Source organism: Stenotrophomonas lactitubi, assembly GCF_002803515.1.
GTDB classification, from domain to species: domain Bacteria; phylum Pseudomonadota; class Gammaproteobacteria; order Xanthomonadales; family Xanthomonadaceae; genus Stenotrophomonas; species Stenotrophomonas lactitubi.
In genome coordinates this window covers 3,821,873-3,834,437 of sequence record NZ_PHQX01000001.1, presented here as the reverse complement: position 1 = coordinate 3,834,437, position 12,565 = coordinate 3,821,873, and the positions used below count along the sequence as shown (strand labels likewise).

Below are 12,565 nucleotides of genomic sequence, written 5' to 3'. Positions count from 1 at the left end.
TTGATCTCGCACGCTCAGTTTCAGCAGCAGGCCGCTGAAGGCCACACCCATATTCCCGTTGTCCGCGAAGTGCTGTCCGACCTGGACACGCCGCTTTCGGTCTATCTGAAGCTCGCCGACGCCCCCAATACCTACCTGTTTGAATCCGTCGAAGGCGGCGAGCGCTTTGGTCGTTACTCGATCATCGGCCTGCCGGCACGCCGCGTGTACGCCTTCCACGGCCACACCCTGACCGTACGCGAGCACGGCGATGTGGTGGAAACCCGTGAGGTGGCCGACCCGTTCGCCGAGGTCGAGGCACTGCGCAGCGCCCACTCGGTGCCCAAGCTGGAAGGCCTGCCGGGCTTCACCGGTGGCCTGGTCGGCTGGTTCGGCTTCGAATGCATCGGCTACATCGAGCCGCGCCTGGCCTCGCCGGCCGGCCGTGACGAACTGGGTACGCCGGACATCCTGCTGCTGCACTCCGATGAGCTGGCAGTGTTCGACAACCTGAAGGGCCGGCTGTACCTGATCGTGCATGCCGACCCGCGTGTCGAAGGCGCCTTCGAGCAGGCCCAGGCCCGCCTGGATGCGCTGACCGCCAAGCTGCGCGCGCCGGGTGCTGGCTATCCGGCGCCGCTGACCAGCGACGTGCTGGACGAGTCCGATTTCGTTTCCGGTTTCACCCGCGAAGGCTTCGTCGACGCGGTCCAGCGCAGCAAGGAGTACATCCGTGCTGGCGACATCTTCCAAGTGGTGCTCAGCCAGCGCCTGAGCGTGCCGTTCAAGGCGCGCCCGGTGGATGTGTATCGCGCGCTGCGTGCACTGAACCCGTCGCCGTACATGTATTTCCTCGATGTCGGCGACCTGCAGGTGGTCGGCTCCTCGCCGGAAATCCTGGTGCGTCTGCAGGACGGTGAAGTGACCGTGCGCCCGATCGCCGGCACCCGCCCGCGCGGCGCCACGCCGGAGCTGGACCAGGCGCTGGAGGTCGAGCTGCTGGCCGATCCAAAGGAACGCGCCGAGCACCTGATGCTGATCGACCTGGGCCGCAATGACGCCGGCCGCGTGTCCAAGGCCGGCACCGTCGAAGTGGGCGAGCAGTTCGTGATCGAACGCTACAGCCACGTCATGCACATCGTCAGCGAAGTGACCGGGCAGCTGCAGCCGGGCCTGAGCTATGCCGACGTGCTGCGCGCCACCTTCCCGGCGGGTACGGTCAGCGGTGCGCCGAAGATCCGCGCGCTGGAAGTGATCCGCGAGCTGGAACCGATCAAGCGCAATGTCTACGCCGGCAGCATCGGCTACATCGGCTGGCACGGCGATGCCGATACTGCGATCGCGATCCGCACCGCGGTGATCAAGGACGGTCGCCTGTATGTGCAGGCTGGCGCCGGCATCGTCTACGACTCTGACCCGGACAAGGAATGGGACGAGACGATGAACAAGGGCCGTGCGCTGTTCCGCGCCGTCGCCCAGGCCGCCAAGGGCCTGTGAGTTTCCCTGTGCTGTGGCCTGAGCCGCAGCACCCTTCGCTGTTTCCATTCAAGACAAGGAGTACCGCATGAAGCTGCTGAGCGTTCTGCTGTGGTCGTCGCTGCTGGCCACGATGGCCCCGGATGCGTGGGCACAGGCCAACACCATTCCCTCGCAGCCGCATCTGCTGGTGAAGGGCGAGGGCGCGCGAACGGTGATGCCGGACCGGTTCACCGTCGAACTGCTGGTCAAGTCCACCGACCTTCAGCCGGATGCAGCGCGCTCGCGCGTGCAGGGCAATGTCGATGCGGTGCTGGGTGCGTTCAAGCGCAACCATGCACTGCCGGCAAGCGTGGTGGCAGACAACCTGACCATCCAGCCGGACTACCGCTACAGCGTGCAGGGCAAGCAGGAATACCTGGGGACGCGGGTGAGCCGGCGCCTGAAAGGCAGCTTCGGCACCACCGGCGACCTGCAGGCCTTCCTGCGCGCGGTCGATGCCAGCGATGACCTGCAGATCAGCAGCATGCGGCCTGGCTACTCGAAGGAAGCCGCACTGCGTGGCGAACTCAAGGCCGAAGCGGCAACGCAGACACGTGCCTCCGCCAAGCACCTTGCCACGGCCTATGGCGCGCGCATCACCGGCCTCTACAGCATCTCCGACGTGGCCCCGAACTTCGCCTACGGCGTGCAGGCAGGCAACTGGCCCCGCAGCGGTGACATGGTCACGCCGCCCAGCCCGCCGGCTCCGGCACCGACCAGCATCGAGACAACCGGCTCGCGCGCGCGCGAATCGATCGAAGCCGGCCCCATCACCTACACCGAAAACGTGTACGCCATTTTCCTGATAAGCGACGGAACCTGACCATGTTGTGGATGATCGACAACTACGACAGCTTCACCTACAACCTCGTGCAGTACCTGCAGACGCTGGGTGCCGAGGTGAAGGTGGTGCGCAACGATGCGATGAGCGTGGACGAGATCGCCGCGCAGAAACCCGAGCGCATCGTCATCTCGCCCGGCCCGTGCACACCCAACGAAGCGGGTGTGTCGCTGGAGCTGATCCAGCGCCTGGGGCCGACCACGCCGATCCTCGGCGTGTGCCTGGGCCACCAGGGTATCGGCCAGGTCTACGGCGGTACGGTCATCCGTGCTGGCAACATCATGCACGGCAAGACCTCGCCGATCCGGCACGAAGGCAAGGGCGTATTCGCTGGCCTGCCGGACGGTTACCAGGCCACCCGCTACCACTCGCTGGTGGTGGACAAGACCAGCCTGCCCGACGCGCTGGAAGTGACCGCGTGGACCGAGAACGAGGATGGCTCGATCGAAGAGATCATGGGCCTGCGCCACCGCCAGTTCCCGGTCGAAGGCGTGCAGTTCCACCCCGAATCGATCCTCACCGAGCATGGTCACGCGCTGCTGCGCAATTTCCTGCAGCGCCCGGCTGCCTGATCCAAGGAGTATTCCGATGAGCTTCTCCCCCCAGGAAGCCCTGCAACGCACCATCGAGCATCGCGAGATCTTCTTCGACGAAATGGTCGACCTGATGCGGCAGATCATGCGCGGCGACGTCTCGCCGATGATGACCGCCGCCATCCTCACCGGCCTGCGCGTGAAGAAGGAAACCATCGACGAGATCGCCGCCGCCGCAACGGTGATGCGCGAATTCGCGCTGGCCGTGCCGGTCGCCGATACCACCCACCTGGTCGACATCGTCGGCACCGGTGGCGATGGCTCGCATACCTTCAACATCTCCACCTGCGCGATGTTCGTTGCCGCTGCCGCCGGCGCGCGCGTGGCCAAGCATGGCAACCGCAGCGTGTCGTCCAAATCCGGCAGTGCCGATGCGGTCGAAGCACTGGGCGCGGCGATCGAGCTGCAGCCTGCGCAGGTGGCCGCGGCCATCGAACGGACCGGCATCGGCTTCATGTTCGCGCCGATCCACCACCCGTCGATGAAGGTGGTGGCGCCGGTGCGTCGCGAGATGGGGGTGCGCACCATCTTCAACATCCTCGGTCCGCTGACCAACCCGGCCAATGCGCCGTCGGTGCTGATGGGCGTGTTCCATCCCGATCTGGTGGGCATCCAGGCGCGCGTGCTGCGCGAACTGGGCGCCGAGCGCGCGATGGTGGTGTGGGGCCGCGACAACATGGACGAGATCTCGCTGGGCGCCGGTACCCTGGTGGGTGAGCTGCGCGACGGCAAGGTGCGCGAGTACGAGATCCATCCGGAAGACTTCGGCATCGCCATGTCGGCCAGCCGCAACCTGCGCGTGGATGGCCCTGAGCAGTCCATCGCCATGCTGTGCGCGGTGCTCGACAACGAGCCGGGTCCGGCGCTGGACATCGTTGCCCTGAATGCGGGCGCGGCGTTGTACGTGGCCGGCGTGGCCAGCGATATCGGCGACGGCCTGGCCCGCGCCCGCGCGGTCATCGCCGATGGCAGCGCCCGTGCCCGCCTGCAGCAGTATGTCGATACCACCCGCGCGCTGGTTGCCTGAGCGCGCGGTTCAGCCTGACCCACCCGATGGCCGATAATGGTCGTCCTCACCGCCCCAGCACCGACCCGACGACGATGAGCGATATCCTGCAGACGATCCTGGCCCGCAAGGCCGAAGAAGTAGCCCAGCGCCGCGCCCAGCGACCGCTTGAGGAGCTGCAGGCGGCGCTGGCCGATGCGCCACCGGTGCGCGGCTTCGTGCGCGCGTTGCAGGCCGCCGTCGCCAATGGCGATCCAGCGGTGATTGCCGAAGTGAAGAAGGCCAGCCCGTCCAAGGGCGTCATCCGCCCCGACTTCCGCCCGGCCGACATCGCGGTCAGCTACGAGTTCGGTGGCGCCAGCTGCCTGTCGGTGCTGACCGATGTCGATTTCTTCCAGGGTGCCGATGCCTACCTGCAGCAGGCGCGCGAAGCCTGCACGCTGCCGGTGCTGCGCAAGGACTTCGTGATCGACGCCTACCAGGTGGTCGAGGCGCGCGTGCTCGGCGCCGACTGCATCCTGCTGATCGTCGCCGCGCTGGACGATACGCAGCTGGCCACGCTGTCCGAACTGGCGATGTCGCTGGGCATGGACGTGCTGGTGGAAGTGCACGACATCGACGAGCTGGAGCGTGCACTGCAGGTGCCGGCGCCGATGATCGGCATCAACAACCGCAACCTGCGCACCTTCGAGGTGTCGCTGCAGACCACCCTGGACATGCGCCTGGCCGTGCCGCGCGACCGCCTGCTGGTCACCGAGAGTGGCATTCTCGGCCCGCAGGATGTGGCGCTGATGCGCGATGCCGGCATCCACTCGTTCCTGGTCGGCGAGGCCTTCATGCGCGTGGAAGAGCCGGGCGAGGGTCTGCGTCAGCTATTCTTCGCAGCATGAAAACGTACTATCCAACGCCGCGCGAGGATGCGCCGCTGGTGGTCTTCGACTTCGACCACACCCTGTATGACGGCGATTCGGGTACCCACCTGTTCGCCTCGCTGATCAAGCGCAACCCGCTGCGGATGCTGGCGGCGCTGCTGGTCACCCCGATTGCCGGACCGATGGTGGCGATGCTGCCGACCCGCCGTGCCGGCATTTCGGTCTACGTCTGGATCGGCAGCTTCGGCCTGCACCGCGCGCGCGAGTTCAACAAGGTGATCGATGCCTACGTGCTGCGCAATGAAGCGCAGATGCGCGCCAAGCTGTTGCCACAGGCGCTGGACGTATTCGCCGCGCACCGTGCCAAGGGCGATCGCGTGGTGGTGGCCACCGGCGCACCGCCGGAGCTGGCCCGCGCGATCCTGGCCTTCGTCGCCCACCAGGACGTGCCGGTGATCGGCACCGAAGTGGGGCCGCGGCTGGGCGGGGTAGGGCCGACCCGTCACTGCCACAACGAAGAGAAGATGCGCATGCTGCGCGAGCGCGGCTACGGCGACATCGATATCGCCTACTCCGACAGCACCGCCGACCTGCCGCTGCTGCTTGCGGCGAAAGCGCCGGTGGTGGTCAACCCAAAGCCTGCCAAGGTGGAATTCTTCCGCCGCGTGCTGCCGGCCGGCACCCGCATCCTCAACTGGGGCTGTGTGGACCGGGGCGGCGACAAGGCGTAATCGATCCCGCCTGCCCGCCGGGCGTGGGGCAAGGACCCGGTAGTGCCGGCCGCTGGCCGGCAACCGTGCACGGGTTTCCGCAGGCCATGAAGTTGCCGGCCAGCGGCCGGCACCACCGGATCCCACCCGGGTAGCGCCGGGCCATGCCCGGCGAGCGGTCAGCGGTACAGATACCCGAACAGCGCATGGCCCACCTGGAACAGGCTGATGCCCAGCACCAGCACGCCCACTGCGACCAGTACCCAGCGTTCCTTCACCCGCTTCACCAGCACCGCCGCCACCGGCGCGGCCATCATGCCGCCGATCAGCAGGCCGGCGACGATCTGCAGGTGCTGCACGCCCATCGACAGCAGGAACGTGGCCGAAATGGTCAAGGTGACCACGAACTCGGCTGCGTTGACGGTGCCGATCGTGGTCCTGGCCTGACCGCCGCGGGCGAGCAGGGTGGAGGTGGCCACCGGGCCCCAGCCGCCGCCGCCGCTGGCATCGAGCAGGCCGGCGAAGAAACCCAGCACCGGCACCCGGCGGATCTCGCCCTTGGGCATCCAGCGGCCGGCCGCGCGGGCCAGGATGATGATGGCCAGCACCAGCAGGTACAGGTAGATCAGCGGGCGGATCAGGTCGCCAGGGACCTGTGTCAGCACGTACGCGCCGAGTGCACCGCCCAGTGCGCCGGGCAGGGCGAGGCGGAAGAACAGGCGTTTGTCGACATTGCCGGCGACCAGATGCGACACACCGGAGGCTCCGGTGGTGAACACTTCAGCGGTATGCACGCTGGCGCTGACCTGTGCGGGAGGCAGCCCCATGCTGAGCAGCACTGATGAAGAAACCAGCCCGAATGCCATGCCCAGCGCGCCATCAACCAGCTGTGCGCCAAGGCCGATGAGGATGAACCACCAGAATTCGCTGCTCAGCTCCATGGATCGAGCCTAGCGGATGCGGGTGTGCGCGACATGCGATGGCGTGTCGCACCTACGACAATCCGCCGGGCATGACCCGGCGCTACCGTGGTGGAGACCTTGGGGTAGCGCCGGGCCATGCCCGGCGGACATCTGTCGATCAACGGGTGCCGTACAGCACCACGGTCTTGCCGCGGGCGTGCAGCAGGCCGTCGGTCTGCAGCTTCTTCAACACCCGGCCGGCCATTTCGCGCGAGCAGCCGACCAGACGGGCCAGTTCCTGGCGTGAGACGCGCAGCTGGCTGCCCTGCGGGTGAGTCATCGACTCCGGCTCCTGCGCCAGATCGTGCAGGGTGCGCACGATACGGTCGGTGACATCCAGGAATGCCAGACGGCTGGCCTTGCGGCTGGTGTCCAGCAGGCGCTTGGAGATCTGCTGGCCCAGCGCGTACAGCAGGCGCGGGGCATCGGCCGACAGCGGGCCGAGGAACAGCTGATGCAGGCGCTCGTAGCTGATTTCGGCCAGCTCACAGGCTGTGCGGGTGCGCAGGATCACCTCGCGGCGGTCCGACTCCACGAACAGGCCCATCTCGCCGACGAACTCGCCGGCGCCGAAATAGCCCAGTACCAGCTCACGGTCCTCCTCCTCCTCGGCCATGATCGAAACCGAGCCGCTGATGACGTAATACAGGGTGCCAGCCGGGTCACCGGGTCGGAAGACGTCGGTACGGGTGGGATAGCGCCGCCTGTGGCTGTGGGCCAGAAAGCGGTCGATTGTTGCGATGTCCAAGGCCAATGGGCTGCTAGCTAGGCGCACGGTTGACACGATAGGGGCGCTCCCTCTGCGCATGAACGGATTCACGGGGTCGATAGCGGAGCTTAACCAGCGCAATTGTTAAGGGCAAACAGTGTGCCAGAAGCTGAGCGTCTTCACGTTCCCCCTGGAGACACTTATGCCGCATAATTCACCCTTTCCCTTCTTACACAGGAATCGACCGCCGTGGTCAAGCCGTTGCCTCGCCTGAGGTTGCAGGGTTTCAACAACCTCACCAAGGCGCTGAGCTTCAACATCTATGACGTGTGTTACGCGCGCACCGAAGAGGAGCGTCAGCGTTACATTGAATACATCGATGAAGAGTACAACGCCGACAGGCTTACTCAAATCTTGACCGATGTCGCTGAGATCATCGGCGCCAACATCCTCAACGTGGCGCGCCAGGATTACGATCCGCAGGGTGCCTCGGTGACGATCCTGATCTCCGAAGAGCCGGTGATCGACAAGAAGCAGGCCGGCAAGGAGTTGATTTCCGATGCCGTGGTCGCGCACATGGACAAGTCGCACATCACCGTGCACACCTATCCGGAAACGCACCCGCAGGAAGGCATTGCCACCTTCCGCGCCGATATCGACGTGGCTACCTGCGGCGTCATTTCGCCGTTGAAGGCACTGAACTACCTGATCGAGAGCCTGGAATCGGACATCGTGATCATGGACTACCGTGTCCGTGGCTTCACGCGTGATGTGAAGGGCAAGAAGCACTACATCGATCACAAGATCAACTCGATCCAGAACTTCCTGGCCAAGAACATCAAGTCGCGTTACGAGATGTTCGACGTCAACGTCTACCAGGAAAACATCTTCCACACGAAGATGCACCTGAAGGACTTCGACCTGGACCAGTACCTGTTCGAGGAGAAGGCCAAGAACATCTCGTTCAAGGAACGCATGAAGATCGAGGCGCTGCTGCGTCGTGAGATCGAAGAGCTGTTCCACGGCCGCAACCTGGCTGAGTGACCCATGCGCGATGCCGTCAGGCATCGCCACCCAGGCGGGACGCCCCGCCCCGTGGAGCCTGCGCTTGGCGCAATCTTCAGTTCCACGGCGATGTACCGACCTACGGCCCGGTGTGAAAACACCGGGCCGTTTCGTTTTTCTCAAAAAAGGTAAGGAGCCCCCACCCATGCCCTGGATCTATCTGCTGCTGGCCGGTCTGTTCGAGATCGGATTCGCCCTTGGAATGAAGTACTCCGAAGGTTTCAGCAAGCCCGTGCCGACCGCCCTGACGGTGGTGTCGGCCCTGATCAGCCTGTACCTGATGAGCCAGGCGATGAAGAACATTCCAGTGGGCACGGCTTATGCGATCTGGACCGGCATCGGCGCCATGGGCGTGACGGTGCTGGGCATCTATCTGTTCAACGACAGCGCCTCGCCGGCACGCCTGGCCTGCGTGGGCCTGATCGTGGCCGGTGTGATCGGCCTGAAGCTGGTGTCGCCCAACTGAAAGGTGGCCCGACCAACGGTCGGGCCCCACCGTGTGGTTTGGTAGGCCCCCACCGTTGGTGGGGGCTCCCCCTCAAATGCGGTAGGCAATGGTCTTCATCACCTTGGAGGCCAGCGCCATCGCGCCGGGAATCGGGAACGGCAGGCGGCGGGCGCCGGCCTGCTCGGCGTGCTCGGCATGCCGGGCCTCGTCTTCCTTCATCACCCGGATGACCGCGCGGCTGCGCAGGTCGCCGGCCGGCAGGTCGACCAGGTGTTCGTCCAGATGGGCTTCCACCTGGCGCTCGGTCTCGACCACGAAACCCAGGTTCCAGCCATCGCCACGCAGCCCGGCCAGGGTGCCGATGGTGTAGCTGCCGGCGTACCAGAGCGGATTGAACAGGCTCGGGCGGCTGTCCAGCTCGCCCAGGCGGGTGGCGCACCACGCCAGGTGATCGGTCTCTTCCTGGGCCGCTTCCAGCAGATGCTCGCGGGTCGCCGGATCGCGCGCCACCGCGGCCTGGCCGAAGTACAGGCCCTGGGCGCAGACCTCGCCGACATGGTTGATGCGCATCAGCCCGGCCGCGTGGCGACGCTGCGCGCTGTCCATGCCGGGTTCGCCGGTGTCCGTGGCCGGGTAGGGGCGGCTGGCCGGTGGGTTGCCGAACACCGTGTCCAGGGCGCGCTGCGCCTCGGTCAGTAGGTGGTCCAGCGGAGTGGTCTGGCGAAGCACGGTCATGGCGGCACGGCGTGGAGCGGGGGAGGCCCGATTCTCGCCCGGCCCCGGCCCCCTGCCAACCCGAGGCGGAAGCCGGGTTGCACCCGCCAGCCAAGCTGCGTACAATGCCGCCCCTTACGCTCCACCTTTCACAACGCGTGGCAGAGTTCCGGCGAGTCCTTCGCCGCAATGAGCCCGACCTAACCAAGAGTTCTTCATGAGCACTTTCACTGCCAAGAACGAGACCGTCCAGCGCGACTGGTACCTCGTCGACGCCGAGGGCAAGACCCTGGGCCGTCTCTGCACCGAGCTGGCCCGCCGTCTGCGTGGCAAGCACAAGCCGGTCTACACCCCGCACGTTGATACCGGCGACTACCTGGTCGTCATCAATGCAGAAAAGATTGTCGTCACCGGCAAGAAGCTGCAGGACAAGATGTATCACCGTTTCACCGGTTACATCGGCAACCTGAAGACCGAATCCCTCGCCCAGGCGCTTGAGCGCCACCCGGAGCGCGTGATCGAGACCGCCGTCAAGGGCATGCTGCCGAAGGGCACGCTGGGTCGCCAGATGTACCGCAAGCTCAAGGTCTACGCCGGCACTGAGCATCCGCACGCCGCACAGCAGCCGCAGGTTCTGGATATCTAATCATGGCTATCACTCAAAACTACGGCACTGGCCGCCGCAAGTCCTCCACCGCTCGCGTGTTCCTGCGCAAGGGTTCGGGCAACATCACCGTCAATGGCCGTCCGCTGGACGAGTTCTTCGGCCGTGAGACCGCTCGCATGATCGTGCGCCAGCCGCTCGAGCTGACCAAGAACACCGAGAGCTTCGACATCCTGGTCACCGCCGCTGGCGGCGGCACCACCGGCCAGGCCGGTGCGATCCGTCTGGGCATCGCCCGTGCTCTGGTCGAGTACGACGAAACCCTGAAGTCCGAGCTGCGCAAGGCCGGCTTCATGACCCGCGATGCCCGCGAAGTCGAACGTAAGAAGGTCGGTCTGCACAAGGCCCGCCGCGCCACCCAGTTCTCCAAGCGCTGATTTACCGCGCCTGGCTGGGCTCCTTCGGGAGCCCGCTGGTTGGAAAAGCAAAAGCCCGGCTTCGGCCGGGCTTTTGTCGTTCTGGGGGTGTGCATTTCGAGGTTGCCGGCCAGCGGCTGGCACTCCCTGTTCCAGGTGCGCGCGGCGGGCGAAGGTGGGGCGTGGAATGCGTGACCAGATTAAACGCAAAAGGCCAGATCTTTCGATCTGGCCTTTTGCGTTTAATTTGGCTGCCCCTGATGGATTCGAACCACCGATGCCTGAGTCAGAGTCAGGTGCCTTACCGCTTGGCTAAGGGGCAATGTAACGTGTAACTATTTTCTCACTCTTCACGCTGAAAAACAACTTGATTTTCAGTGTGGTGGCTATGGGTGGACTCGAACCACCGACCCCAGCATTATGAGTGCTGTGCTCTAACCGGCTGAGCTACATAGCCTTGGTGAGCCCGCTATTCTGCTGATGTGTACAAGGACTGTCAACACCTTTGTATCGAGCTTGTGGCCCGACAGACGGCATGGGATAGTCCCAACCAGTAGATTTTCTTAGGAGTCCGCATCGTGATCGATCCGGACGGCTATCGACCGAACGTCGGCATCGTGCTGATGCGGCAGGACGGGCAGGTGTTCTGGGCACGACGTGTGCGCCGGGATGGCTGGCAGTTCCCGCAGGGTGGCATGAACACCGACGAGACGCCTGTCGAGGCCATGTATCGTGAACTGCAGGAAGAGACCGGGCTGTTGCCGGAGCACGTTGAAGTGCTCGGGGCGACACCGGGCTGGCTGCGCTACAAGCTGCCGGCGCGTGCCATCCGCCGCAATGAACGCCAGGTCTGCATCGGCCAGAAGCAGGTCTGGTTCCTGCTGCGCCTGACCGGTGACGAGGCCCACGTCAGCCTGGACCATACCGACTCGCCCGAGTTCGATCATTGGCGCTGGGTCGACTTCTGGTACCCGGTGGAGCATGTGGTGGTGTTCAAGCGCGGTGTCTATGCGCGCGCCCTGCGACATCTGGCGCCGTTGGCCCAGGGGGTGGCGGGGCAGGGCATCAGTGCCATGCCCAAGAGCGCTGCCGAGGCCTGGATGCCAGGCCATGCCGCTGGCCATGACCGGCCGCGAAAGCGGCCCCGCAGCCACGGGTACTGGCCGAAGAAGGCGCAGGGCGAGGGGCCGGTCACCTGACGGGCTGAACGGTATCGAGAATGGTTCAGGTCTCTGATTGACAACCATTCTCGTTTCCATTGGAATAGCGACCAGGCCGCTACTGGCCTGTTGCCCTGGTTCCCGCCCGTGTACGTCTGCATCTGCAACGGTGTTACCGACCATCAGATCCGCGAAGCCGCCAGCCATGGCGTCACGTCGGTGGCCGAGCTGACCATGCGTACCGGATGCGGCGCTACCTGCGGTTCCTGCCTGGACATGGCCGGTGATCTGCTGGCCAAGGCACGTGCCACCCACGATCTGCCGTTGCCGGTACTGGGCCTGGCGCAGGTCGCCTGAGTCGTCTCGCAGCGCGTTGACGCTGCGTTCTCCTGATCTTCATTGCGGGCCGCACTGGCCAATGCGCACGATTCGCGTTCCTTCACGTGCGCGCGCAAGGCGTTACAGTGCCCGCGATTTCAGCGTGCAGGAGCATCCCCATGAAGGGCGACACCAAGGTCATCGAATTCCTCAACAAGGTCCTCTACAACGAGCTGACCGCGATCAACCAGTACTTCCTGCACGCCAAGATGCTGAAGAACTGGGGTATCAAGGAGCTGGCCGAACACGAGTACAAGGAATCGATCGAGGAAATGAAGCATGCCGACATGCTCGCCGATCGCATCCTGTTCCTCGAAGGCCTGCCGAACTTCCAGGCGCTGGGCAAGCTGCGCATCGGTGAGAACCCTACCGAGATCCTGCAGTGCGATCTGTCGCTGGAACGCGATGGCGTGGTCACCCTGCGCGAGGCCGTGGCCTACGCCGATTCGGTCGGCGACTACGTCAGCCGCCAGCTGTTCGTGAAGATCCTCGACTCCGAGGAAGAGCACATCGACTGGCTGGAAACCCAGCTGGAGCTGATCGAGCGCATCGGTGAGCCCAAGTACCTGCTGAGCAAGCTCGAAGAGTGA

At 65.0% G+C, this 12,565-nt stretch carries 16 protein-coding genes and 2 tRNA genes; 13 read left to right on the top strand and 5 right to left on the bottom strand.

Annotated features, from left to right (window positions below; genetic code table 11):
• The 6 genes from trpE to CR156_RS18030 all read left to right on the top strand — a co-directional run bounded on the left by trpE (position 1) and on the right by CR156_RS18030 (position 5,540).
• Positions 1 to 1,476 carry an anthranilate synthase component I gene (gene trpE / locus CR156_RS18055; RefSeq protein ID WP_100553824.1) on the top strand — a complete coding sequence of 492 codons (1,476 nt, stop codon included), beginning with the start codon at positions 1 to 3 and terminating at the stop codon, positions 1,474 to 1,476.
• A gap of 67 nt (positions 1,477 to 1,543) precedes the next feature.
• The gene (locus CR156_RS18050; RefSeq protein WP_100553823.1) at positions 1,544 to 2,320 is read left to right on the top strand and encodes an SIMPL domain-containing protein; all 777 of its coding nucleotides are present in this window, start codon (positions 1,544 to 1,546) and stop codon (positions 2,318 to 2,320) included.
• A gap of 2 nt (positions 2,321 to 2,322) precedes the next feature.
• On the top strand, positions 2,323 to 2,910 hold the full coding sequence (locus CR156_RS18045; protein WP_100553822.1) for an anthranilate synthase component II: 588 nt from the start codon (positions 2,323 to 2,325) through the stop codon (positions 2,908 to 2,910).
• A gap of 16 nt (positions 2,911 to 2,926) precedes the next feature.
• Entirely contained in the window at positions 2,927 to 3,958 is a 1,032-nt protein-coding gene (trpD, locus tag CR156_RS18040; RefSeq protein WP_100553821.1) for an anthranilate phosphoribosyltransferase, read from the top strand.
• 74 nt (positions 3,959 to 4,032) lie between these two features.
• Positions 4,033 to 4,827: an indole-3-glycerol phosphate synthase TrpC gene (trpC, locus tag CR156_RS18035; protein ID WP_033832398.1), complete on the top strand. Its 795-nt coding sequence runs from the start codon at positions 4,033 to 4,035 to the stop codon at positions 4,825 to 4,827.
• Entirely contained in the window at positions 4,824 to 5,540 is a 717-nt protein-coding gene (locus tag CR156_RS18030; RefSeq protein WP_100553820.1) for a haloacid dehalogenase-like hydrolase, read from the top strand. The genes trpC and CR156_RS18030 overlap by 4 nt, the downstream gene beginning before the upstream one ends.
• 158 nt (positions 5,541 to 5,698) lie before the next feature.
• Here CR156_RS18030 and CR156_RS18025 read toward each other — a convergent pair whose 3' ends face one another.
• Together CR156_RS18025 and crp are read right to left on the bottom strand one after the other, a co-directional pair.
• Positions 5,699 to 6,460, bottom strand: a complete 762-nt coding sequence (locus CR156_RS18025; protein WP_100553819.1) for a sulfite exporter TauE/SafE family protein — start codon at positions 6,458 to 6,460, stop codon at positions 5,699 to 5,701.
• Between the two features lie 139 nt (positions 6,461 to 6,599).
• The gene (gene crp / locus CR156_RS18020; RefSeq protein WP_089238148.1) at positions 6,600 to 7,289 is read right to left on the bottom strand and encodes a cAMP-activated global transcriptional regulator CRP; all 690 of its coding nucleotides are present in this window, start codon (positions 7,287 to 7,289) and stop codon (positions 6,600 to 6,602) included.
• A 150-nt stretch (positions 7,290 to 7,439) separates the two neighbouring features.
• Between crp and speD the strand changes: the two genes are divergently transcribed.
• A complete protein-coding gene (speD, locus tag CR156_RS18015) occupies positions 7,440 to 8,234 on the top strand; it encodes an adenosylmethionine decarboxylase (RefSeq protein WP_025874620.1) in 795 nt (264 codons plus the stop codon).
• A gap of 166 nt (positions 8,235 to 8,400) precedes the next feature.
• A complete protein-coding gene (locus tag CR156_RS18010) occupies positions 8,401 to 8,721 on the top strand; it encodes a DMT family transporter (protein WP_025874621.1) in 321 nt (106 codons plus the stop codon).
• Between the two features lie 72 nt (positions 8,722 to 8,793).
• Here CR156_RS18010 and coq7 read toward each other — a convergent pair whose 3' ends face one another.
• Positions 8,794 to 9,438, bottom strand: coding sequence for a 2-polyprenyl-3-methyl-6-methoxy-1,4-benzoquinone monooxygenase (coq7, locus tag CR156_RS18005; RefSeq protein ID WP_100462173.1), 645 nt, complete (start codon positions 9,436 to 9,438; stop codon positions 8,794 to 8,796).
• Between the two features lie 196 nt (positions 9,439 to 9,634).
• On the opposite strand from coq7, the gene rplM reads away from it, so the two are divergent.
• Positions 9,635 to 10,063: a 50S ribosomal protein L13 gene (gene rplM / locus CR156_RS18000; protein WP_025874623.1), complete on the top strand. Its 429-nt coding sequence runs from the start codon at positions 9,635 to 9,637 to the stop codon at positions 10,061 to 10,063.
• Between the two features lie 2 nt (positions 10,064 to 10,065).
• Complete coding sequence (rpsI, locus tag CR156_RS17995; protein WP_005411311.1) at positions 10,066 to 10,458, top strand: 30S ribosomal protein S9; 393 nt, start codon at positions 10,066 to 10,068, stop codon at positions 10,456 to 10,458.
• A 227-nt stretch (positions 10,459 to 10,685) separates the two neighbouring features.
• On the opposite strand, the gene CR156_RS17990 is transcribed toward rpsI, so the two are convergent.
• Positions 10,686 to 10,759, bottom strand: a tRNA-Gln gene (locus CR156_RS17990).
• A gap of 58 nt (positions 10,760 to 10,817) precedes the next feature.
• A tRNA-Met gene (locus CR156_RS17985) sits at positions 10,818 to 10,894 on the bottom strand.
• Positions 10,895 to 11,015: 121 nt separating this feature from the next.
• Between CR156_RS17985 and CR156_RS17980 the strand changes: the two genes are divergently transcribed.
• The 3 genes from CR156_RS17980 to bfr all read left to right on the top strand — a co-directional run bounded on the left by CR156_RS17980 (position 11,016) and on the right by bfr (position 12,565).
• Entirely contained in the window at positions 11,016 to 11,636 is a 621-nt protein-coding gene (locus CR156_RS17980; RefSeq protein ID WP_100553818.1) for an RNA pyrophosphohydrolase, read from the top strand.
• Positions 11,637 to 11,744: 108 nt separating this feature from the next.
• Positions 11,745 to 11,954 carry a (2Fe-2S)-binding protein gene (locus CR156_RS17975; RefSeq protein WP_089237360.1) on the top strand — a complete coding sequence of 70 codons (210 nt, stop codon included), beginning with the start codon at positions 11,745 to 11,747 and terminating at the stop codon, positions 11,952 to 11,954.
• Between the two features lie 140 nt (positions 11,955 to 12,094).
• The gene (bfr, locus tag CR156_RS17970) at positions 12,095 to 12,565 is read left to right on the top strand and encodes a bacterioferritin (protein WP_025874625.1); all 471 of its coding nucleotides are present in this window, start codon (positions 12,095 to 12,097) and stop codon (positions 12,563 to 12,565) included.

What these genes read in the sequence shown, in the direction of transcription:
- trpC (WP_033832398.1), top strand. Translation starts at nt 4,033, where the DNA reads ATGAGCGATATCCTGCAGACGATCCTGGCCCGCAAGGCCGAAGAAGTA.
- trpD (WP_100553821.1), top strand. Translation starts at nt 2,927, where the DNA reads ATGAGCTTCTCCCCCCAGGAAGCCCTGCAACGCACCATCGAGCATCGC.
- crp (WP_089238148.1), bottom strand. Translation starts at nt 7,289, where the DNA reads ATGCGCAGAGGGAGCGCCCCTATCGTGTCAACCGTGCGCCTAGCTAGC.
- CR156_RS18025 (WP_100553819.1), bottom strand. Translation starts at nt 6,460, where the DNA reads ATGGAGCTGAGCAGCGAATTCTGGTGGTTCATCCTCATCGGCCTTGGC.
- CR156_RS18010 (WP_025874621.1), top strand. Translation starts at nt 8,401, where the DNA reads ATGCCCTGGATCTATCTGCTGCTGGCCGGTCTGTTCGAGATCGGATTC.
- CR156_RS18030 (WP_100553820.1), top strand. Translation starts at nt 4,824, where the DNA reads ATGAAAACGTACTATCCAACGCCGCGCGAGGATGCGCCGCTGGTGGTC.
- rplM (WP_025874623.1), top strand. Translation starts at nt 9,635, where the DNA reads ATGAGCACTTTCACTGCCAAGAACGAGACCGTCCAGCGCGACTGGTAC.
- CR156_RS18045 (WP_100553822.1), top strand. Translation starts at nt 2,323, where the DNA reads ATGTTGTGGATGATCGACAACTACGACAGCTTCACCTACAACCTCGTG.
- coq7 (WP_100462173.1), bottom strand. Translation starts at nt 9,438, where the DNA reads ATGACCGTGCTTCGCCAGACCACTCCGCTGGACCACCTACTGACCGAG.
- CR156_RS18050 (WP_100553823.1), top strand. Translation starts at nt 1,544, where the DNA reads ATGAAGCTGCTGAGCGTTCTGCTGTGGTCGTCGCTGCTGGCCACGATG.
- rpsI (WP_005411311.1), top strand. Translation starts at nt 10,066, where the DNA reads ATGGCTATCACTCAAAACTACGGCACTGGCCGCCGCAAGTCCTCCACC.
- bfr (WP_025874625.1), top strand. Translation starts at nt 12,095, where the DNA reads ATGAAGGGCGACACCAAGGTCATCGAATTCCTCAACAAGGTCCTCTAC.